This is a genomic window from Allostreptomyces psammosilenae (genome assembly GCF_013407765.1).
GTDB lineage: Bacteria > Actinomycetota > Actinomycetes > Streptomycetales > Streptomycetaceae > Allostreptomyces > Allostreptomyces psammosilenae.
The window spans coordinates 2,071,906-2,092,316 of record NZ_JACBZD010000001.1 but is presented as its reverse complement, the minus strand read 5'-3'; the positions used below and the strand labels follow the sequence as shown (position 1 = coordinate 2,092,316).

Annotated in this window: 16 protein-coding genes and 1 pseudogene; 13 read left to right on the top strand and 4 right to left on the bottom strand. The window is 73.8% G+C overall.

The window, feature by feature from the left end; all coding sequences use genetic code 11:
* Nucleotides 1-331 precede the first annotated feature (331 nt).
* Nucleotides 332-1,744 (top strand): 3-hydroxybutyrate oligomer hydrolase family protein, encoded by a 1,413-nt coding sequence (locus tag FHU37_RS08465; RefSeq protein WP_179813596.1) that lies wholly within the window; start codon nucleotides 332-334, stop codon nucleotides 1,742-1,744.
* A 94-nt stretch (nucleotides 1,745-1,838) separates the two neighbouring features.
* On the opposite strand, the gene FHU37_RS08460 is transcribed toward FHU37_RS08465, so the two are convergent.
* Nucleotides 1,839-2,927, bottom strand: a complete 1,089-nt coding sequence (locus FHU37_RS08460; protein WP_179813595.1) for a LacI family DNA-binding transcriptional regulator — start codon at nucleotides 2,925-2,927, stop codon at nucleotides 1,839-1,841.
* Between the two features lie 341 nt (nucleotides 2,928-3,268).
* On the opposite strand from FHU37_RS08460, the gene FHU37_RS08455 reads away from it, so the two are divergent.
* The 9 genes from FHU37_RS08455 (at nucleotide 3,269) to FHU37_RS08415 (ending at nucleotide 15,284) form a co-directional block, all read left to right on the top strand.
* A complete protein-coding gene (locus FHU37_RS08455; protein ID WP_179813594.1) occupies nucleotides 3,269-4,636 on the top strand; it encodes an NsdA family TPR-like regulatory protein in 1,368 nt (455 codons plus the stop codon).
* A gap of 249 nt (nucleotides 4,637-4,885) precedes the next feature.
* The gene (locus FHU37_RS08450; RefSeq protein WP_179813593.1) at nucleotides 4,886-5,782 is read left to right on the top strand and encodes a phosphotransferase enzyme family protein; all 897 of its coding nucleotides are present in this window, start codon (nucleotides 4,886-4,888) and stop codon (nucleotides 5,780-5,782) included.
* 627 nt (nucleotides 5,783-6,409) lie between these two features.
* The gene (locus FHU37_RS08445; protein ID WP_179813592.1) at nucleotides 6,410-7,417 is read left to right on the top strand and encodes a LacI family DNA-binding transcriptional regulator; all 1,008 of its coding nucleotides are present in this window, start codon (nucleotides 6,410-6,412) and stop codon (nucleotides 7,415-7,417) included.
* Nucleotides 7,418-7,493: 76 nt separating this feature from the next.
* A complete protein-coding gene (locus tag FHU37_RS08440; protein WP_179813591.1) occupies nucleotides 7,494-8,873 on the top strand; it encodes a glycoside hydrolase family 172 protein in 1,380 nt (459 codons plus the stop codon).
* Between the two features lie 38 nt (nucleotides 8,874-8,911).
* Nucleotides 8,912-10,414, top strand: coding sequence for a glycoside hydrolase family 32 protein (locus tag FHU37_RS08435; RefSeq protein WP_179813590.1), 1,503 nt, complete (start codon nucleotides 8,912-8,914; stop codon nucleotides 10,412-10,414).
* 237 nt (nucleotides 10,415-10,651) lie between these two features.
* Nucleotides 10,652-12,061 (top strand): ABC transporter substrate-binding protein, encoded by a 1,410-nt coding sequence (locus tag FHU37_RS08430; protein ID WP_218903974.1) that lies wholly within the window; start codon nucleotides 10,652-10,654, stop codon nucleotides 12,059-12,061.
* Nucleotide 12,062: 1 nt separating this feature from the next.
* A complete protein-coding gene (locus FHU37_RS08425) occupies nucleotides 12,063-13,040 on the top strand; it encodes a carbohydrate ABC transporter permease (protein WP_179813589.1) in 978 nt (325 codons plus the stop codon).
* Nucleotides 13,024-13,860 (top strand): carbohydrate ABC transporter permease, encoded by an 837-nt coding sequence (locus FHU37_RS08420; protein WP_218903973.1) that lies wholly within the window; start codon nucleotides 13,024-13,026, stop codon nucleotides 13,858-13,860. Before FHU37_RS08425 ends, FHU37_RS08420 begins: the two co-directional genes overlap by 17 nt.
* A 29-nt stretch (nucleotides 13,861-13,889) precedes the next feature.
* Nucleotides 13,890-15,284: a glycoside hydrolase family 172 protein gene (locus FHU37_RS08415; RefSeq protein WP_179813588.1), complete on the top strand. Its 1,395-nt coding sequence runs from the start codon at nucleotides 13,890-13,892 to the stop codon at nucleotides 15,282-15,284.
* A gap of 135 nt (nucleotides 15,285-15,419) precedes the next feature.
* On the opposite strand, the gene FHU37_RS08410 is transcribed toward FHU37_RS08415, so the two are convergent.
* Nucleotides 15,420-16,652 carry a right-handed parallel beta-helix repeat-containing protein gene (locus FHU37_RS08410; RefSeq protein WP_179813587.1) on the bottom strand — a complete coding sequence of 411 codons (1,233 nt, stop codon included), beginning with the start codon at nucleotides 16,650-16,652 and terminating at the stop codon, nucleotides 15,420-15,422.
* 382 nt (nucleotides 16,653-17,034) lie between these two features.
* On the opposite strand from FHU37_RS08410, the gene FHU37_RS08405 reads away from it, so the two are divergent.
* Entirely contained in the window at nucleotides 17,035-17,664 is a 630-nt protein-coding gene (locus FHU37_RS08405; RefSeq protein ID WP_179813586.1) for an antibiotic biosynthesis monooxygenase, read from the top strand.
* A gap of 81 nt (nucleotides 17,665-17,745) precedes the next feature.
* Here FHU37_RS08405 and FHU37_RS08400 read toward each other — a convergent pair whose 3' ends face one another.
* Entirely contained in the window at nucleotides 17,746-18,738 is a 993-nt protein-coding gene (locus tag FHU37_RS08400; RefSeq protein ID WP_179813585.1) for a zinc-dependent alcohol dehydrogenase family protein, read from the bottom strand.
* 91 nt (nucleotides 18,739-18,829) lie between these two features.
* Here FHU37_RS08400 and FHU37_RS08395 point away from each other — a divergent pair, with 91 nt between their 5' ends.
* Together FHU37_RS08395 and FHU37_RS08390 are read left to right on the top strand one after the other, a co-directional pair.
* On the top strand, nucleotides 18,830-19,171 hold the full coding sequence (locus FHU37_RS08395) for an ArsR/SmtB family transcription factor (protein WP_179813584.1): 342 nt from the start codon (nucleotides 18,830-18,832) through the stop codon (nucleotides 19,169-19,171).
* Nucleotides 19,172-19,229: 58 nt separating this feature from the next.
* Nucleotides 19,230-19,976, top strand: coding sequence for an SDR family NAD(P)-dependent oxidoreductase (locus FHU37_RS08390; protein ID WP_179813583.1), 747 nt, complete (start codon nucleotides 19,230-19,232; stop codon nucleotides 19,974-19,976).
* 240 nt (nucleotides 19,977-20,216) lie between these two features.
* Here the strand turns inward: FHU37_RS08390 and FHU37_RS29625 are convergent.
* Nucleotides 20,217-20,378: pseudogene (locus FHU37_RS29625) on the bottom strand (DMT family transporter); the annotation flags it as partial.
* Nucleotides 20,379-20,411 lie beyond the last annotated feature (33 nt).

Genomic DNA, 20,411 nt, shown 5'->3' with positions numbered 1-20,411 from the left:
TGTGTACCGATTCGGGCAGAGGCTATCGCCGGCTTCCCTTTTCCTGTCGCATTTGGACCGGCGGCGTTCAATGTCGGTCATTGAATTCACCGTCACCGCAAGGGAATCGGGTTCTTGTCATTCCGTCAGAGCGTGCGATGGTCCGACCGGCGCGCGGACCGGTGACCGGACGACCGGGCGCCGCCGGCACCGCGAGCGCCGCCACACCACTGGCGCCGACTTTGTGGGCTCCGGCCCCATACTCGGCGGTGGCCACGGCTCCTACGGTGGCCGGCACCACGGTCCGCCGGGGGCGCCGACCCCCGGCACGGTCTCCTGAGAGGTGCCTGCGATGCCCCGTGCCGCCACCGCCCTGCTGGCCGGAGTGCTGGTCCTGGCCACCGGACTGCCGGCCGCCGCGGTCGACCGCGCCACCGGCCCCGCCACGGGCGGCGGGGCCGGTGGCGGCCACTGCGCCCGCGCCGCGCGCCTGCACGTCCCCGGCGCCGAGCACCAGCGGATCTCCTGCCTCGACGAACTGACCACCGCGGGCACCGTCGCCTCCGGGCACACCGACCCCGCCGACTGGAGCGGGCTCACCCCCGCCGGCCTGCCCACCCCGCGCGGCGTGCCGGGCATCCAGATCGACGGCTTCTTCCCCGACACCTCCACCACCAACACCAACCACAACTGGGCCCACGACGCGCAGTTCGTCCTGCGGCTCCCGGACGACTGGAACGGCGGCCTCGTCGTCTCCGGCTCCCCGGGCGTGCGCGAGCAGTACGCCAACGACCGCGCCATCGCCGACTGGGTGCTGGCCCGCGGCTACGCCTTCGCCGCCACCGACAAGGGCAACACCGGCGCGGCCTTCCACCGCGACGGCGACGCGCCCGGCGACGCCATCGTCGAGTGGAACGAGCGGCTGACCGAGCTGACCCGGGCCGCCCGGGCCGTCGTCACCCAGCGCTACCAGCGACCGCCGCGGCACACCCTGGTCACCGGCATCTCCAACGGCGGCTACCTGGTCCGCTGGCAGCTGGAGAACCACCCCGAGCTCTACGACGGGGGAGTGGACTGGGAGGGAGCCCTGTGGCGCCCCGCCGGCCCCAACCTCCTCACCTTCCTCCCGACCGCGCTGCGCGCCTACCCGCGCTACGCGGCGGGTGGCCCGGATGCCCCGGCCGCCCACGAGGCGATGCTGGCCGCCGGGTTCCCCGCCGGATCCGAGTTCCTGTGGCCGTACCACCACCAGTACTACTGGGACCTGACGCAGCGGATCTACCGCGAGGAACTCGACCCCGGCTTCGACGGCGCGACCGAGGCCGGCACGCCGTTCTGCGCCCCCGGCACACCGGCCTGCGACGCCGACTACGACTACGCCGCGCGCCCCGAGGCGGTGGCCGACGCGGTGTCCCGGATCGCCCTGACCGGACGGATCGGCCGGCCGCTGATCACCCTGCACGGCACCCTGGACGTGCTGCTGCCGATCGGTCAGGACTCCGACGTCTACGCCCGGATGGTGCGGGACGCGGGCCGCGGCGAACTGCTGCGCTACTACCGGGTGGAGGGCGGCACCCACACCGACTCGCTCGTCGACGCCTTCCCCGACCGGCTGCGCCCACTGGTGCCCTGCCACCGCTCCGCCTTCGCCGCGCTGGAGGACTGGATCGAACGGGGCGAGCGACCCCCGGCGAGCCGCACCCTGCCCCGCCCCGCCGACTCCACCCCCGCCACACTGCTGGCCCGGTGCCCGCTGGACGGCTAGGCGAACGGACGGCTGGGCGAACGGACGGCTGGGCGAATGGACGGCTGGGCGAACGGACGGCCAGGCGAACCCGGGAACGCCGCCCGGCGGCGGGTCAGGTGCTGCGGCGGACCACCACGGTCGGGGTCAGCACGCTGCGCCCGGTGACCGGCGTGCCGTCGAGCAGCCCGCGCACCCGCTCCATCACCAGGTCGGCGAAGCGCCCCTTGTCGATGCTGAGGCTGGTCAGCGGCGGTTCCACGGCGGACCCCAGCACCAGGCCGTCGAAGCCCACCACCGCGCAGTCGCCGGGCACCGACAGCCCACGGCCGTGCAGCGCCATCAGGGCGCCGATGGCCATGTAGTCGTTGAAGGTGAGCACGGCCGTGACCTCCGGCGCGGCGGTGAGCAGCTCCTCCGTCGCCGCCGCGCCGCCGGCGATGGTCTCCGGCGCGCTGCGGATCCGCTCGTCCGTCACCCGCAGTCCGAAGGAGGCAGCGACGGCGAGCAGCCGGCGCGCGCGGGCGCTGCGGCCGGCGTGGGCGTCGGGGGCCCCGCCGGCGTCGCCCGCTCCCGCGTCGGCGGGGCCGGCGGCCACGGGCCGGAACTCGCAGTCGATCATGCCGATGTCCCGGTGACCGCGTTCGGCCAGGTGGGCCAGCCCGGCGTCGACACCGGCGTCCACGTCCACGCCCACCCAGGGAACGTCGGCGGTGACCGGCTCCCGCTCCAGCAGCACCACCGGCACGCCGCCCGCCGCCGCCAGCAGCCGCTCCTCCGGGCCGCCGAAGTAGCAGGCCAGCACGTCCACCTGGCGCGCCAGCGTCGCCAGCGCGTCCAGTTCCGGCTCGCCCCACGCGTCCAGCGGCATCAGGACGACCTGCCAGCCGGCCCGCCGCGCCGCCTCGATGATCGCGTCCGCGATCTCCGTGAAGTAGGGGTTCTTCAGGTTGGGCACCACCAGGCCCAGGGCCTGCGCCTCCCGCCGGACGAGGTTGCGGGCGAACCGGCTCGGGCGGTAGCCGAGCTCCTTGGCGGCCTGGAGGACCCGGCGCTTGGTGTCCGGGTCGATCTCCGGCATGTCGTTCAGCGCCCGCGAGACGGTCTGCCGGGACACCCCGGCCGCCCGCCCGACGTCGATGATGGTGACGCGGCGGGATCCGCGCCGGCCTCCGCCGGGAGCACTTTCCGAGGACGCTGCCATGGCGGTCAGGGTAGCGCCCGGTCCCCGGCCGGCCCGCCACGGCGTTCCCGCCGGTCCGGCGGGCGGAGGGAGGGCGCGCCCCGCCGACCACGCGCGAGTGGAGGGCTCCGCCGCCTCGTCGTCGCGCCGGTGTGGTCGGCGGGGGTCACCGTGGGCCCGTCACGGGGGAGACAGGCCGGGCCCCCGGAGGGACCCTGGTGCGGGGGACCACCAGGGCGTCCCACGGTGCGCCGCGATCAGGAAACCACGCCGGGACGACGCGGCGACAGGTTCACCCGGGGGTCCGTTCGCCGCCCGGGGGTTCACCGGAGGGCACTCGCGCCGGCCACTACAGTCCTGCCATGATCCCGTCCGACACCCCCAACGACGCCCTGGCCGCCCTCATGCGGGAAGCCGGCGTCACCAACAAGGGCCTGGCACGGCTGGTGCGCGAGCACGGCGCCAGCCACGGCTTAACCCTGCGCTGCACCCACACCACCGTCAAGCGGTGGCTGGCCGGGACGCCGAGCCGCACCCGGGGAGTGCCGGAGGTCGTCGCGGAGGTCCTCACCCGGCTGCTGGGGCGCCAGGTGACGCCCGCCGACGCCGGGATGGCGCCACGCACGGCGAACCGGGGCACCGCCGCCACGGCCGATCCGACCACCTCCCCGTGGACCCTGTTGCACGACGCCGAGGCGCTGTGCGCGGCCGACACCGGCAGCCACCCCTCGGTCGACGCCCTCCTGCCGGCCACGGCCCTGGCCGCGCCGGTGCTGCGCTGGGTCATCAGCCCTCCACCGGCCCCGCCGGCCCGCCCCCGCGGCGCCCGCGCCGTCGGCCGCGCCGACGTGGACCGGATCCTCGCCACCGCCCGCATGGTCCGTCAGCTCGACAACCAGTTCGGCGGCGGCGCGGCCCGCACCATCGCGGTCCACCACCTGCGCGCCGACGTGCTCCCGCTGCTGCACGGCGGCTACACCGCGGCCGTCGGGCGGGAGCTGTTCCGCGCCGCCGCGATCGCCGCGCACCGGGTCGGGCACATCACCTACGACGCCGGCCGACACGCCGCCGCCCGCCGCTACCTGCTGCTCGCCGTCGCCCTGGCCCACCACGCCGACGACCGCCCGCTCGCGGCCAAGGTCCTCGGCATCCTGGCACACCAGGCCACCTTCCTCGGCGAGTACCGCGAGGCCCTGGACTTCGTCCGCGCCGGCCGCGCCGGGGCACCCGGGGCGACCCCGGCCGGACACGCCGCGCTGTGGGCCATGGAGGCCCGCGCGCACGCCGCGCTCGGCGACCGCCGCGCCACCCGGGAGGCCCTCGGCCACGCCGAACGCAGCCTGGCGGCGTCCCGGCCCGGTGAGGAACCCGAGTGGCTGGCGTACTTCACCCCGGCCGAGCTCGCCGATGAGACCGCCCACTGCCTCCTCGAACTCGGCGACGCCCCGACCGCCCGGGCGCACGCGCGGGCCGCGCTCTCCGGGCGCGACCGCGACGAGTACGCCCGCAGCACCGTCTTCACCGGCTTCGTGCTGGCGCGGTCGCACCTGCTCGGCCGTGACGTGGAGCAGGCCTGCGCCACCGCGCTGACCGCCCTGCCCACCGCCCTCCAGGTGCGCTCGGTGCGTACCCGGGCCTACCTCAACGACTTCCTCGCCCGCCTGGCGCCCTTCGAGCGGGTCCCGGCCGTGCGCGACCTCCGCGACCGCCACCACGCGCTGACCGCCTGACCCGGGGACGGGCGACGACGGACCCTCCCGCGCGTGGACCGCCCTCGCGCGGGGGAGGTTCGCGCGCGGGGGAGGTTCGCGCGCGGGGGAGGTTCGCGCGCGGGGGGCGTGCGGGGCGGCGTGCGGGGCGGTGGGGTGGGCGCCGGGCAGGGATGGGGCGCCCGCTCCCCGGGCAGAAGCCCGGGGAGCGGGCCGCGCCGCACCACGGACGCGGCCGTGAACCCGTCCACGCCCCGAAGGACGTGCGCCGTGACGCTCCCCCCGTTCACCGGTCCGGCCGCCATGGCCGCCGCCCACGCGGCCTGCGCCGCGGTGGGACTGTCCGCCACAGGCGCCTACCTGCGCAAACCCCCCTCCGACAACGCCGTCGTGATCCTCCCGGCGCAGCGCCTGGTCGCCCGCATCGGGGCCGACGCCTCGCACCGCGCCCGGCTGGCCACCGAGCTGGCCACCGCCCGATGGATCGCCGGCCGGGGCATCCCGGTCACCCGGCCGGCCGAGCACCTGCCCCAACTGCTGCGGATCCAGGGCCGGATCGTCACCTGGTGGCACCAGCTCACCGGGCGCGGGGCCGGCCGCCCCGCCGCGCTCGCCGCCCTGCTGCGCCGTCTGCACGGCGAGCCACCGCCCTGGCCGCCGCTGCCGGCATTCGATCCGTGGGCGCGGCTGCGCGAACACATCGACGGCGCCACCGGCCTGTCCCCGGCCGACCGGGACTTCCTGCACCGCCACCGCGCCGAGCTGCGCGCCGAGTGGTCGGCGCGCGCGGCTGCCACCCACCCGGTCGCCGTGGTGCACGGTGACGCCCACCACGGCAACACCTTCGTCCGCGAGGACGGGACCGCGGTGCTGCTGGACCTGGAGAACGTCACCATCGGGCCGCCGCAGTGGGACACCGCCGTCGCCGTGGTCTACCACCGCATCGGCTGGTACGACGACGCCGCCTACGCCTCATACGTCCGGGCCTACGGCCACGACCCCGCCCAGGACCCGCACATCGACCTGCACGCCCGGATCCGGATGCTGCGGATGACCGCCTGGTACGCCTCCCGGACCGACCGGGAACCGTGGATCGTGGAGCAGGTCCGGCACCGCGTCGACACCCTCCGCGACGGCGGACAGCCGGTGCGCTGGAGGCCCGGGTAGCCGGAGGCCCGACCAGCCGCGCACCGTCCCGAGCGCAAGGGGGTCGTGCGCCCTGTGGATAACGGCGAGCCCCCTTGTCTCCAGGGTTAGCCGGGTGGGGTGGGCGGGCGCAAGGGGGTTTGTGCTGCCTGTGGACAATCGCGAACCCCCCTGGTCTCCAGGGGTAGCTCGGGTGGGAGTCCGCGGGCAAGGAGGTTTTTCCCGTCTGTGGATCTGGGGGATTCTCCTGCCGGTGGAGAGGGGTTTCCGGCCTGCGGGTGGTGGATTCTCCTGCCCTGCCGGGAGCGGCTTTTCCTGGCTGCGGAGGGGGGACAACGAAGGGCCGGGGCGTGCTCGTCCGGGTTTCCCGCAGCGCCTTGGTACACGTCGGCTGGCGCGTCGCTGATTGCCCATCAGGGTGATCGGCGGTGGTCAGGGCCCAAGAGAGGCTCTCCTCCGCGTTCCCCGTCCGGGGGTGGCACGCGCTGCCCGTGTGACCGGCGATCAGCGCGGGGCAGAAGGTGCTGCCGGGCCCGTTGACAGTGCGGTGTGACGGGGGCAACATCGACGCAAACGTTTCGCGCAAACGTTTTACAACGCGCCCTGTTGCGCAAACGTTTCGATGTCGACGGAAAGGTGTGCCCGAGCGTGGCGACGATCGTGGATGTGGCGGAACGTGCCGGGGTCTCGATCTCCACGGTGTCCCACGTGGTGAACGGCACCAGACGGGTGGCCGAGAAGACCCGCCAGCGGGTCCTGGCGGCCATCGAGGAGGTCGGGTACCGCCAGGACACCCTCGCCCGCTCGCTGCGCCGCTCGCGCACCGACTCCGTCGGCCTGGTGGTCTCCGACCCCGGCCAGCCGACCTTCGCCGACATGGTCCGGGGCGTGGAGCACGAGGCGACCCAGGCCGGGTACACCCTGCTGCTGGCCACCTCCGGCGAGGACCCGGCACACGAGGCCCGCTCGCTGCACGTGCTGACCGCCCGCCGGGTGGACGGGCTGATCGTGGCGCCCGTCGCGCACTCCGACGGACGGGAGACCGACGCCATCCGGGAGGCCGGCACCCCGGTGGTGTTCATGGACCGCATCGGCAGCGGGCGGTCCGGCGACCAGGTGGGCGTGGAGAACACCCGGCCCATGCGGGAGCTGGTCGGGCACCTGATCGAGCACGGCCACCGCCGGATCGCCCTGGCCGCGGGCGACCTGGCGGTCTCCACCATCGCCGAGCGCCACCTCGGGTACACCACGGCGCTCCGGGACGCGGGCGTCGAACCGGATCCGGCGCTGCTGATCACCGGGTCCGGCCTGGCCGCCGAGACCCGCGCCGCCGCCGCGGTGCTGCTCGGCGGCGAGCGGCGTCCCGAGGCGTTCGTCTGCGCCAGCACCGAGACCGCGGCCGGCGTCCTGGCGGCCGCCGCCGACCTGGGCCTGCGCGTCCCCGACGACCTGCGGCTCGCGGTCTTCGACGGCTTCCCGCACGCCGACCTGTTCGAGCCACGGATCACCACCGTCCGCCAGCCCGCCTTCGACATCGGCGCCACCGCCATGCGGCTGCTGCTGCGGCGCATGAACGAGGACGCCCCGGACGGCGACGAGGTCGTCCGCCTGGAGCCCACCATCACCTACCGCACCTCCTGCGGCTGCGCCGACTAGCGCGACCGCCCGACGAACGAACCCCCGGCCGTTCCGGCCACGCACCACCCGTCCCGCCACCCCGAAAGGCCACCCCATGTCAGGTTCCGCCCTGTCCCACCTGACGCGCGCCACCCGCGCCCGCACCGCCCGGGTCTCCAGCTGGGACCAGCGCGGTCGCAACCAGGACTACTGGACCACTCCGGCACACTCCTCCCGGGTCCTCGCCGACATCGAGGGGCCGGGGCAGATCACCCACATCTGGATGACCCAGTTCTGCCGCAGGACGCTCGGCCCGGGGCTGATCGACCCGCTGGAGGCGGACACCGTCGCGCCGGTGATGGAGATCCACAACGCCCTCGGCGTCAACTGGGAGGAGCCCGACCCGGACTACTACCGCAAGGTCCTCATCCGCATCACCTGGGACGACGAGGAGGAGCCGGCCGTCCTGGTGCCGCTCGGCGACTTCTTCGGCGTCGGGCACTGCATGCCCAACAGCTACCAGTCGGCCCTGTTCACGGTCTCCGCCAAGCCCGAGGAGTCACTGGTCTTCGGCGGCAGCGCGGCGCTGAACTGCTGGGCGCCGATGCCGTTCAACAGGCGCGCACGCATCGAGCTGGTCAACGAGAACGACCTGCCGATCCAGCAGTATTTCTACGTCGACTACGAGCTGTACCCCGAGGACCTCCCCGCGGACACCCTCTACTTCCACGCCCGCTGGAACCGCAGCAACCCCTGCGGCGGCTGGGCCCCCGACATCCAGACCAACAGCCCCGAGGTCAACATCGTCGACGTCACCGGCGAGGACAACTACGTCATCCTGGACACCGAGGGCCGGGGGCACTACGTCGGCTGCAACCTCTCCGTGTACCACCGGCAGGGCAGCTGGTGGGGCGAGGGCAACGACATGATCTGGGTGGACGACGACTTCCTCCCGGACGGCTCCACCTCGTGGCCGCCCTCGCTCCACGGCACCGGCACGGAGGACTACTTCAACCACGCCTGGGGGATGCAGAAGAACGCCTACCTCTACCACGGCGCGATCCTGCACGAGGCCGACGTCCCCGGCTACTCCGTCAACTACCGCTTCCACGTGGCCGACCCGGTCCGTTTCGAGGAGCGCATCAGGGTCAGCGTCGAGCACGGCCACGGCAACCACCTGAGCGACGACTGGGCCTCCACCGCGTACTGGTACCAGACCCTGCCCTCGCCCAAGGCGTCCATCCTCCCCCTGGAGCAGCGCCTGCCCGTGCGGCCCCCCGCCCCGCCGACCCCCGCCCCGGCGCCCCGCTACGGCGCCGTGGCCGAGGAGATCGCCGTGATGCGGGAGCGGTACCGGGCCCGCTTCGAACGGCACCTGGAACGCCTCGCCGAGCGCACCCGCCAGCGCGGCGAGCGCTCGCTGCGGGAATCCGAGGCCAACATCCGCCAGGCCGCCGCCGTCCGCCGCCGCTACGACGCGCGCGTGGGCGGCTGATCACCGCCCCGGCAAGCACCCGAGAAAGGCGCAGCGCCGTGTCAAGTCCCCCTCCGGATCCGCACCACCCCGCCATCCACCTCAGACCGCCCCGCAACTGGGTCAACGACCCCAACGGACTGGTCTTCCACGAGGGCCACTACCACGTCTTCTTCCAGTACAACCCGCGCAGCGCCGCCCACGCCGACATGCACTGGGGCCACTTCCGCAGCCGGGACCTGCTGGACTGGGAACTCCTCCCCATCGCGCTCGCCCCCACCCCCCGCGGCGAGGACGCCGACGGCGTCTGGTCCGGCAACGCCGTCGACCTCGGCGACGAGCTGCGCGCCTTCTACTCCGCCAAGCGCGCCGACCGCTGGTACCAGCCCGTCACCAGCGCCGTCTCGCACGACGGCGGACTGACCTTCACCAAGCGCGACGGGCTGCTCATCCCCGAACCCCCCGCCGGCACCACCATGTTCCGCGACCCCTACGTGTGGCGCGACGGGGAACGCTGGCGGATGCTGGTCGGCGCCGCCCTCGCCGACGGCCGGGGCGCCGCCCTTCACTACACCTCCGACGACCTGGAGGAATGGACCTACACCGGGCCCTTCCTGGCCCGCCCCCCGGAGCCCCTGCCGGACGGCGGCGACACCGAGGAGGGCTGGGAGTGCAGCCAGTACGCCCACTTCGGCGACGGCCGCGGCGCCGTGCTGCTCAGCGCCTGGGACCCGGTGGACGGCGCCCTGCGCACCGCCGCGTACCCGGGGCGGGAGGACGCGGAGGGCCGCTTCCACGCCGGGGCGCCGCAGCTGCTCGACCACGGCCCCGACTTCTACGCCCCCGCGCTGCTGCCCGCCCCGGACGGCCGCTGGCTGATGTGGGCGTGGTCCTGGGAGGCACGCGACGCCGCCTACGTCGGCGCCCCCAGCGCCTGGACCGACGAGGTCGGCTGGGCCGGCATGCTCACCCTGCCCCGCGAGGTCACCCTCGGCGAGGACGGCACGGTCCACCAGCGCCCCGCCCGTGAACTCCTCCGGCTGCGCGGCGCCCAGCGGGTGGACGCCGCGGGCGAGGTCGCCCCGGACCACCCGGTGGACCTCGGCGAGGTCGGCCGCTGCTTCGAGGCGGCCGTCCGGCTGGAACGACACGACGGCGCGGCCGGGGCCCTGCGGCTGGTCACCTCCGACGACGGAACCGAGCACCTGGACATCGCCCTCGACCCGGCCACCGGCGACCTGGTGGTGGACCGCACCCACGCCTCGCGCGACCCGCGCGCGCAGTCCGACCGCTACCGGCTGCCCGTCACCACGGGCGGAGCCGTCGAACTGCGGATCGTGGTGGACCACTCGATCGCCGAACTGTTCCTCGCCACCGGCCAAGCCCTCACCCTGCGGTTCTACCCGACCGGTGACACCCCCTGGCGGCTGCGGGCCACCGCCGCCCCGGTCACCCCCCGGCCCGGCGCCGCCGCCACCGCGGCCCGCTACGCCGTCCAGGCATGGGACCTGGACCCGCTCCGGATCCGCGACAAGCGCCCCGATCCGGAAGTCGGCCCCTGACCGGCGCCGCCCTCGAGGCGGCGCCACCACGACGGCCCGCGCGGCCCCACGCGCCCGCCGTCCCCCGCCGGGGCGCCGGCCCTCTCGCCGGCCGGCGCCCCCCGCTCCCACCCGCGCACGGCGCCGGGCCCACCGCTCGGCGCCGTGCCCGGCACCGCGTAGTCCGGCGCGCATCCGGACGCGACCCCGTAGGCGGACACCGCCACGGGCGGTCGGCCGACCACGAGGAGGTGGACAGTGCACGACCAACGAACTCCCCCGCGCCCCACCGGCGCACCGACCAGGCGCACACTGCTCAGGGCCGGGGCCTCGGCCGCCGGCGCGGCCGCGCTCGGGCCGGCGCTCAGCGCCTGCTCCCCGGCGAACGGGACACCCGCCGGCCTCGACTTCTGGCAGTGGTACGCGCCGCAGAGCGGCGGCGGCTACGCCGTCTCCCGGCAGAACGACTGGTTCACGACCCTGCTGCGGGACTGGACCGCCCAGGGCGGAGCCCGGCTCGACCTGACCTACATCCCGGTGGCGCAGTACGCCGAGGGCACCCAGTTGCAGGCCGCCTTCTCCGCCGACCAGGCACCGGACCTGTTCATCATCAGCCCCGGCGACTTCCTGCGGTACTACAACGGCGGCGTCCTGTACGACCTGACCGACGCCCTCGGCGCGCAGGTCGACGACTTCTACTCCTCGGCGCTGTCCACCCGCACCGTGGACGGCCGCGTCTACGCGCTGCCGATGGAGAACGAGCCGCTGGCCATGTTCTACGACGTGGACGCCTTCGAGAGGGCGGGCCTGTCCGAGGCGGACATCCCCACGACCTGGCCGGACCTGCTGGCCGTGGCCGACCGGCTGCGCACCCGGGACCGCTACGGCCTGATGTTCGAGACCAACCCGAACGTCTACCAGGTGTTCTGCTGGTACCCCTTCCTCTGGCAGGCCGGCGGCGAGGTGACCCGCGGCGCCGCCTCCGCCTTCGACTCCGAGGCCACCGTCGCCGCCCTGCGGCTGTGGCAGGACGCCGTCCAGGAGGGCCTCGCGCCGCGCACCACCCAGGGCGGCGGGGGCGGCGACCTGGTGGCCAACCTGGCGTCGGGCTACGTCGCCATGCAGCAGATGGTCACCGCCGGCGGAGCGTTCCTCGACGAGGGCGCCCCCGGCTTCCGCTACGGCATGTTCCCGCTGCCCGCGCCGGACGCCGGCAGCCCGGCCCTGACCGGCATGGGCGGCTGGGCCGTCTGCGTCAACCGCGACAGCCCGCGGGCCCGCGAGGCCGCGGAGTTCGCGGTGTGGGCGGTGGCCGCCGGGGAGAGCCGGGACCGCATGGTGGAGTGGGCCTTCGCCGCCAAGAAGACCCTTCCCGCCCGCCGTTCGGTGATGGACGCGGCGGTGGCCGCGGGCCTGCTGGACGGCGACCCGCTGATGTCCTTCGCCGCCTTCGACGCGGTCGGCCTGCCCCGCACCGACCCCGGCAGCCCGACCACGCCACTGGGGCGCGGCGAGCCCCGCTTCCCACCCGAGGTGGTCAAGGCGGTCATGGACGCCCTCCAGGCGGCCATGCTCAGCGGCACCGATCCGCGGGCGGCGGCCCAGCGCGCCAGCGCCCAGATCGACTCGGCCCTCACCGGTTACGACGGCGCACCGATGGGATCCTGACATGGTTGACGTCCATCCCCGGCCCGCGGCCGGGAGACCCACCGCCGCCCCGGGCGGCCCGCGGGGCCGGCGGCACGCCGGACGGCGGGAGCGGGAGCACCGGGAGGAAGTGGCCGGCCTGCTCTTCGTCACCCCGGCCACCCTGGGCATCGCGGTCTTCGTCCTGCTGCCCATGGTGCTGGCCCTGCTCCTCGGCTTCACCGACGCCGACGGCTTCGGCAACGTCCGCTTCACCGGCGCGGAGAACTACCGGCGGCTGCTCACCGACCCGCTGTTCTGGAGCAGCATGCGCACCACCGCGCTGTACGTGGTGGTGTTCGTCCCCGGCGTCTACGTCGTCGCCCTGACCATGGCGCTCCTGGTCAACGGGGCGCTGCCGGCGCGGGCCTTCTTCCGCACCGCCTTCTTCGCCCCCTACGCGGTCAGTCTCGTCGTGGTCGGCCTGGTGTGGCGGTACATGCTCGCCGACTCGACCGGCGTGGTGGCCCAGGCGCTGCGCGGGCTCGGCGTGGACGACCCGCCGTCCTTCCTCGGGGATCCCGGCTGGGCGCTGTGGTGCGTCGCCCTCATCAGCATCTGGTTCTTCGTCGGCTTCTACATGATCATCCTGCTCGGCGGGCTCCAGGAGATCCCGACGGAGACGCTGGAGGCCGCGCGGCTGGACGGCGCCGGGCCCTGGCAGACCCTGTGGAGCGTGGTGCTGCCCATGCTGCGGCCGACCACCTTCTTCGTCCTGGTCCTCACCTCGATCGCGGGGCTGGCCGGCCTCCAGGCGTTCGACCTGATCTTCGTGATGACCCAGGGCGGACCGGCCAACTCCACCAGCATGGGCGTCTTCTACATCTACCAACAGGCGTTCAAGTTCAACAACGTCGGCTACGCCTCGGCCATGGCCACCGTCTACGCGCTCGCGCTGCTCGCGCTGACCGCCATCGCCTTCCGGATCACGCGAGGAGGCCGCTTTGACCACGCCGACTAGGGGCCGGGGCGCGCGCGTCGGCCGGGCCGTGCGCCTGGCGCTGGCGACCGTCCTCGCCGCCGTGCAGCTCTTCCCGCTGCTGTGGATGCTCTCCGGGGCGTTCAAGGACGCCGCCGAGATCCGGGGCGCCGCGCTGATCCCGGCGAACCTCACCCTGGACAACATCGCCGAGGTGTTCACCCGCATCCCCTACGCGCGGTTCCTGCTCAACAGCCTGCTCACCTCCGTGGTGGTCACCGCGCTGCTGGTGTTCCTCGGCTCCATGGCCGCCTACGCGCTGGCCCGGCTGCGGTTCCGCGGCCGTGGGGCGCTCTTCGGCGTCATCTTCGCCACCCTGATGGTGGCCATGCCGGTGATCCTGGTGCCGCTGTTCATGGTGGTGGCGCGGCTGGGGCTGGTGAACAGCTACGCCGGGCTCATCCTCCCGGTCTCCTTCACCGCCTTCCCCATCTTCCTGATGCGGCAGTTCTACCTCCAGTTCCCCCGGGACCTGGAGGAGGCCGCCGACCTGGACGGCTGCGGCTACCTGCGGCGCTTCGTACGGGTCGTGCTGCCGCTGAGCCGCTCGATGCTGGCGGCCCTGGCCGTGACCACCTTCCTGTCCACCTGGAACAGCTTCCTGTGGCCGCTCACCGTGGCCAGGGAGGCCGAGCTGTGGGTGGTGCAGGTGGGCATGTCGCAGTTCCAGACCCAGTACGGCGGCGACTGGAACCTGGTCATGGCCGCCTCGCTGGTCGCCGCCGTGCCCACCCTCGCCCTGTTCCTGCTGCTCCAGCGGCAGATCGTCGAATCGGTCAAGGCGTCCGGCCTGAAGGGCTGACCCGTCCGCGCACACGAAAGGCACGCCCCATGTCCCCTCGGTCCTTCGCCCTCGGCGACGACCTGCTCTCCCGCGGGGCCAAGCGCCGCCGCGCCCGCTCGGCCCGGGTGGCCAGCTGGGACCACACCGGCCTGAACGAGGACGCGTTCGTCGTGATGCCCGGTGAGACCGCGGTCCTCGCCGACCTGGAGGGTCCCGGCGCCATCACCCACCTGTGGTTCGTGCAGGGCTGCCGCCGGATCCTCGGCCCCGGCCTGTTCGACGCCCGCCAGGCCGGCACCGCCATGGTCGAGTTCAACAACGCGCTGGGCTACAACTGGGAGGTCAACGACCCGGACTACTACCGCAAGGTCGTCATCCGCATGTACTGGGACGACCAGGAGCACCCCAGCGTCGTGGCGCCGCTCGGCGACTTCTTCTGCGTCGGACAGTCCATGCCGGCCAGCTTCCAGTCGCTGCCGTTCACCGTCTCGGTCAAGGAGGACTCGGAGCGGAGGTACGGCGGCCCGGCCGCGTTCAACTGCTTCCTGCCGATGCCGTTCAACACCCGCGCCCGCATCGAGGTGGAGAACCAGAACGACGTCGCGTACGTGCAGTACTTCTACGTCGACTACGAGCTGTACGCCGAGGACCTGCCCGAGGACACCCTCTACTTCCACGCCCAGTGGCGCCGCAGCGACCCGTGCGACGGATGGGGCCCAGACCTCCAGGTGAACAGCCTGGAGACGCAGGTCCCCAACCTCGACGGGAAGGACAACTACGTCATCCTGGACACCGAGGGCGCCGGCAACTACATCGGCTGCAACCACTCGGTCACCCACTTCACCGGCACCTGGTGGGGCGAGGGCGACGACATGATCTTCATCGACGACGACTTCCTCCCGGACGGCTCCACAAGCTGGCCGCCGAGCATGCACGGCACCGGCGGGGAGGACTACTTCAGCCACGGCTGGGGCATGCAGAAGATCCACTACCCGTTCCAGGGCACCATCATCCACGAGGACGACGTCCCCGGGTACCAGGTGAGCTACCGCTTCCACCTGGCCGACCCGGTGCGCTTCGAGCGCCGCATCCGGGTCACCATGGAGCACGGGCACGCCAACCACCTGTCCGACGACTGGGCCACGACCGCCTACTGGTACCAGACCCTGCCCGGGCCCCGTTTCGACATCCTCCCGGTGGAGCGGCGGCTCCCGCGCCGCTGGGAGGGGCCGTCGATGAAGGACCTCCGGCTCCCCGACCGCGACCGGTTGGACGCCCTGCGGCGGTCCATGTACGACCAGCGCGACGCCCGGATGGCCGAGTTCACCGCCCAGCGCGAGGAGTGGCTGCTGCGCAGGGCCGAGGAGTCCCGGCGGCGGGCCGCCCGGAACGCCGAGCACGCCCGTCAGCTGCGGCGGCGGTTCCTCCAGGGCCTGGGGTGACGGGGCGCCCACGCCGCTGGACCGGTGGGTGGGCCGGCGCCGCCGCCGGCCCACCCACCGGTCCCCGCCGCGCCGGTGCCGCGCCGCCGCGGAGCCGGTGCCGCCGTGCTCGACGGCACCGGCGACGGCCGGGCGCTAGCAGACGTTCAGCGAGCTGTTCACCAGGGTGTTGTTGCGGATGGTGATGTTGGTTCCGCAGGGGCTCTCGCGGATCGCGGAGTTGGTCACCGTCAGGTTCTGGATGGTGATGTTCGAGTTGTTGGGGAACTCGGACCGCGCCGCGAGCCGGATCTCCCCGCCGCCCGTCACGCTGCCCGACTGCGCCGCGATGGTGACGTTGTAGCAGTTCTCGATCAGGATGGCGTTGTTGCCGGTGTTGGAGATGTTCACCCTGTCGATCACCGCGCCACCGCTCTCGGAGACGCAGAACACGCCGCGTCCGCCGCCGCGGGCGATCACCTCGCCCACCCGGATGTTGGTGGGGTAGCTGCTGCCGACCCGGCCGTTGCGGTTGGCCATGCGGAACGCGGCGTAGCCGGTGCCGGTGCCGGCGCCGTCGGCGTCCACCCGGGTGATGGTGGCGTTGATGGTCTCGTTCAGCAGCAGCCCGGACTCCCCGACGTTGCGGGCCGTGACGGTGCCGATGGTGATCCCGTCGACGCCGTAGGTCTCCACGGCGTGGCTGCTGGCGCCGGAGACGTACACGTTGTCGATGCGGATGTTCCGGGAGCGCACACTGGTGTCGCCGCGGTTGTCGATGCGGACGCCGAGACCGGCGGACAGGCGCATGTCAATCTGTCCGAGGACGACGTTCTCCACGTTGCGCATGAAGATCCCGTACAGCGGGGCGCCGGTGACGTTGAGGTGCTGCACCTCGACGTCGCGCACGCCCCGGGCGTAGATCGGCGCCTGGTCCCCGGTGCCGGAGCCGGTCACGTTGATGGTGCCGCAGACGTCGATCGCGGTGTAGCTGGGCAGCGAGATCCGGGAGCCGGCGCTCATCGAGCCGGAGCCGCGCACCACGACCCGCTCCTTGGTGGTGCGCCCCGAGGAGAGGCTGTTGATGGCCGCCTGGACGGCGGCGCGCATGTCGGTGCCGGTGTAGACCGTGCTGCCGCCGCGGCGGGCGGTCCAGGTGCTGCCGCTCAGCACGGCCTCGGCGTGGTAGGTGCCGGTGCCGCAGTCGGCCAGCACGGCCGCCGTCCCGGCGGCGTCCACGGTGCCGGCGGGGCTCGCGGCAGGCCGCGCCGCGCCCTGCGCGGCGCTGGCGGTGGCCGGCAGCATGCCGGCGGCGCTGACCATCGCCGCGAGGCCGGCGAGGGCGAGGGTGAACCTGTGCTTCCCGGGGCGGGTCGCTGTTCTGGCCATCTGGCACTCCTGTGCTGAGGGGGTCTCATTGGCCGGGGCCGTGGGCCCCGGGCGTGCCTCGGCGCCACACGCGCTGATCCGATGAATCGATTCAAAATCAGCCCGTGGATACCCCGTGGCGGGAGGGGGACCGTCGGTGGCGGCGGGCGTCCGAGCCCTGTGGGGAACGGGACGCCTGACGAGTTGTCATGAGTGTTTCAACAGGGTGACGACAGCGTCAAGGGGCGGGAGCGGCCCCGGTGGGGCACCCTCCCCGGGGCGCGTCGCCCACCCGCCGGGCCCGCCGGATGCGGGCGCGCGGGGCGGAAAACCACTGGAGGGGCGCCGGCGGCGGTCGGGAGACTGCCGCGTGGTCCGGTGACACCCGAGAAAGGACGCCCTCATGACGCCCCTGCCCCCGCGGCTGCCCGATCCCGGCCGCGCCGACGTCACCACGGTCACCGTCGGCTCCCTCTTCACCGGTACCGCCGAGGGGCAGCGGGCGGCGCTCGATGCGCTGCGCGCCGGCGTCCGGGACGCCGAGTGGCCGAAGGGCCTGCTGGAGCTGTCCGTGCTGGCGAGCGACGACGGCGAGGCGCTCCTGAGCTACGGCCAGTGGAGCGGTCCCGCGGCCGCGCGGGTGTGGCCCGGCGGTGGCGGCTGGGCGGAGCTGGCCGTGCCGTACCGGATCCACCGCGGGGCCCCGGCCGGGCCCGACGCGCCGTCGCCGGGCTGCGTGGTCACCGCCGCCTTCGACGTCGACGGCCCCGAACGCCAACGCCACATCACCGACGCCCTGCTCGACGCGGCCGAGGGCGTGGAGCCCCGTCCCGGGGCCGTCTCCTCCCACTTCCACCACAGCCTGGACGGCACCCGGGTGCTGAACTGGGCGGAGTGGACCAGCCCCGAGGCCCACGCGGAGGCGGTGGCCGGCGCCGCCCTGGACGACCTCTACGAGATCATCACGGGGACGCCGGGCGTGCGGGCGCTCCGCGGGCGGTACTACCTGCCCGCCGACACCTTCATCGGCTGATCCCGCCGTCGCCGGCGAGCGCGCCGTGGGGGCCGGGCGACACCGACCCCCACGGTCGGAACCCTGTCGATCCGGTGGCGATCAGTGCGGAACGGTGGCCACGATCTTGCCGATCTGGGCACCCGACTCCAGGTACCGGTGGGCCTCGACGATCTCGTCCAGCGCGAAGGTGCGGTCCACCACGGGCCGGAAGGCGCCCGAACGCAGCCCGGAGGACACGAACGCCTCCGCCCGCCGCAGGCGCTCGGGGCGCCTGGTCGTCTCGTGCACGATGTACGTGCGCATGGTGAGCGTGCCCTGTTCGACGCCCGGGTAGGGGGTCGGCTCGCCGCTCAGTGCTCCGTACACCACGAGGCTGCCCTCGTCCGCGACGACCCGTGCCAGGTCCCGCACGCCGGGACCGGCGACGGCGTCGAAGACGAACTCGGCGCCCCGGCCGTCGGTCGCCTCCAGCACCCGCTCGACCACGTCTTCCGACTCGGTGACGATCACCTCCGCCGCGCCCTCCTTCAGCAGCGCCTCCCTCTTGGCCGCGGTGCGGGTGAGGGCGATCGCCCTGGCGCCGATCCGGTCGGCGACGTGGATGGCGGCGAGTCCGACGCTGCTGGACGCCGCGTTCAGCACGACCGTGTCCCCGGGGCGCATCCCGCCGACCTCCAGCAGGGCGCCGTAGGCCGTCAGATACGGCATCCACACCGCCGCGCCCTCGACCGCGCCGACTCCGTCCGGGCGGCGCAGCACCGCGGCCGCGGGCACGATCGCCCGCTCGGCGTAGAGCGCGTAGTCGTTCTGGGAAAACGCGGGCACGACGCTGACCGGCTCCCCGGTCCGCAGGCCGGTGACCCCCTCGCCCACCGCCTCGATCACGCCGGCGCCCTCGGTGCCCAGCCCGGCGGGGAAACTCCTGACCGGCTCGATGTAGTGGCCGGTGCGGAACAGCACCTCGGCCCGGTTCAGACCGATCGCGTCCACCCGGATCCGGACCTCGCCCGGTCCCGGCTCGCCGACCTCCACCTCCTCCAACCTCATCACCTCGGGGCCACCGAGCTCGTGGAACAGCACCGTCCGGGTCATCGCGTCGTCCTTTCGGCTGGGAAGCGGTGGCTCACTCAACCTCAGAAGTACGATCACTGTCAAACTTCGATGGTCGTCGTAGTATGGAACCATGGACGCCGACCGCACCCCCGAGTACCCGGACCCGCGCGCGATCACGCTGCAGCGGGTCCTCGACGCCCTCGTCGACCCGGTGCGGCGGAGCATCGTCGCGCAGCTGTGGGACGCCCCCGCGGACATCAGCTGCGGCTCCTTCGACCTCGGGGTGAGCAAGTCCACCGCGACCCACCACTTGCGGGTGCTGCGCGAGGCGGGGCTCATCCGGCAGTACTACGTCGGCACCTCCCGGATGAACGCGCTGCGACGGGAGGAGTTCGGCGCGGCATTCCCGGGCCTGCTCGACGCCGTCGTCGGCGCCGAGCGCGCGACCGCCCGGAGCGGCGCGGCCTCCTGAGACCGCGAGGGCCGATTCCCGCCAGCGCCGGCGAGCGCGGCCGAGCAGGATTCTCGGCATGAACACGAACGAGTTCACGGGAAAGAAGGCCCTGGTGACCGGCGCGAGCCGGGGGATCGGCGCGGCGGTCGCGCTCCGGCTGGCCGCCGGTGGGGCGGACGTCGCCCTGACGTACCAGCAGGACGAGGAGCGGGCCGCGGCGGTGGCCGGGAAGATCGAGGGAATGGGCCGGCGGGCGGTGGTGATCCGCGCCGACAGCGGTGACGCGGAGGAGGTCACCGGCGCGGTGGACCGCGCCGCCTCGGCGTTGGGCGGGCTGGACATCCTGGTCAACAACGCCGGTGCCTTCATCGTCGGTCCCCTGGAGGAGCTGGGGCCGGCGGAGTTCGAACGGACGGTCGCGGTGAACGTCCGCGCCCCCTACCTGGCCGCGCGGGCGGCGGCCCGCCACATGACCGAGGGCGGGCGCGTCGTCAGCATCGGCAGCAACGTGGCCGAGCGCGCGGTCTTCCCCGGGTTCGCCCTGTACGCCATGAGCAAGGCCGCGCTGGTGGGCATGACCAAGGGGTTGGCGCGCGACCTCGGTCCGCGCGGTATCACGGTCAACCTGGTCAACCCCGGGCCGACCGACACCGACGCCAACCCCTCCGACGGTCCGGGTGCCGAGACCATCCGCGGCTTCACCGCGCTGGGCCGGTACGCCGCGCCCGACGAGATCGCCGGCGTGGTCGCGCACCTGGCCGGCGGTGACGCCGGCTATGTCACCGGCGCGACGGTCAACGTGGACGGCGGCTTCACCGTCTGACCGCCGGGGCCGGCGGGCGCGGCGGACCGACCATTCGGTGCCGCCGCCCCGCCGGCCCTGCCCGGACCTCACCGAGGGGCGTTCAGGCGCCGGCGGCCAGCCGGAGGGTGACCACTCCGGCGAGGATCGCGGCGAAGGAGAGCAGCTTGGGCAGGGTGATCCGCTCCTTGTAGATGAGTGCCCGAGGAGCACCGTGCCGACCGAGCCGACCCCGGTCCAGATGGTGTAGCCGACGCCCACGTCCAGGGTCCGCAGGGCCAGGCTGAGGGTGTAGATGCCGCCGGCCGCCGCGACGAGGGTGAAGACCGACGGCCACAGCCGGGTGAATCCCTTGGTCGCGTTGGTGCCGAGGGCGAAGGCGATCTCGAAGACGATGGCGATCGCGAGGTAGGTCCAGGCCATGGTGGTGCTCCTTCACTGACGAGGGGGGTGGGG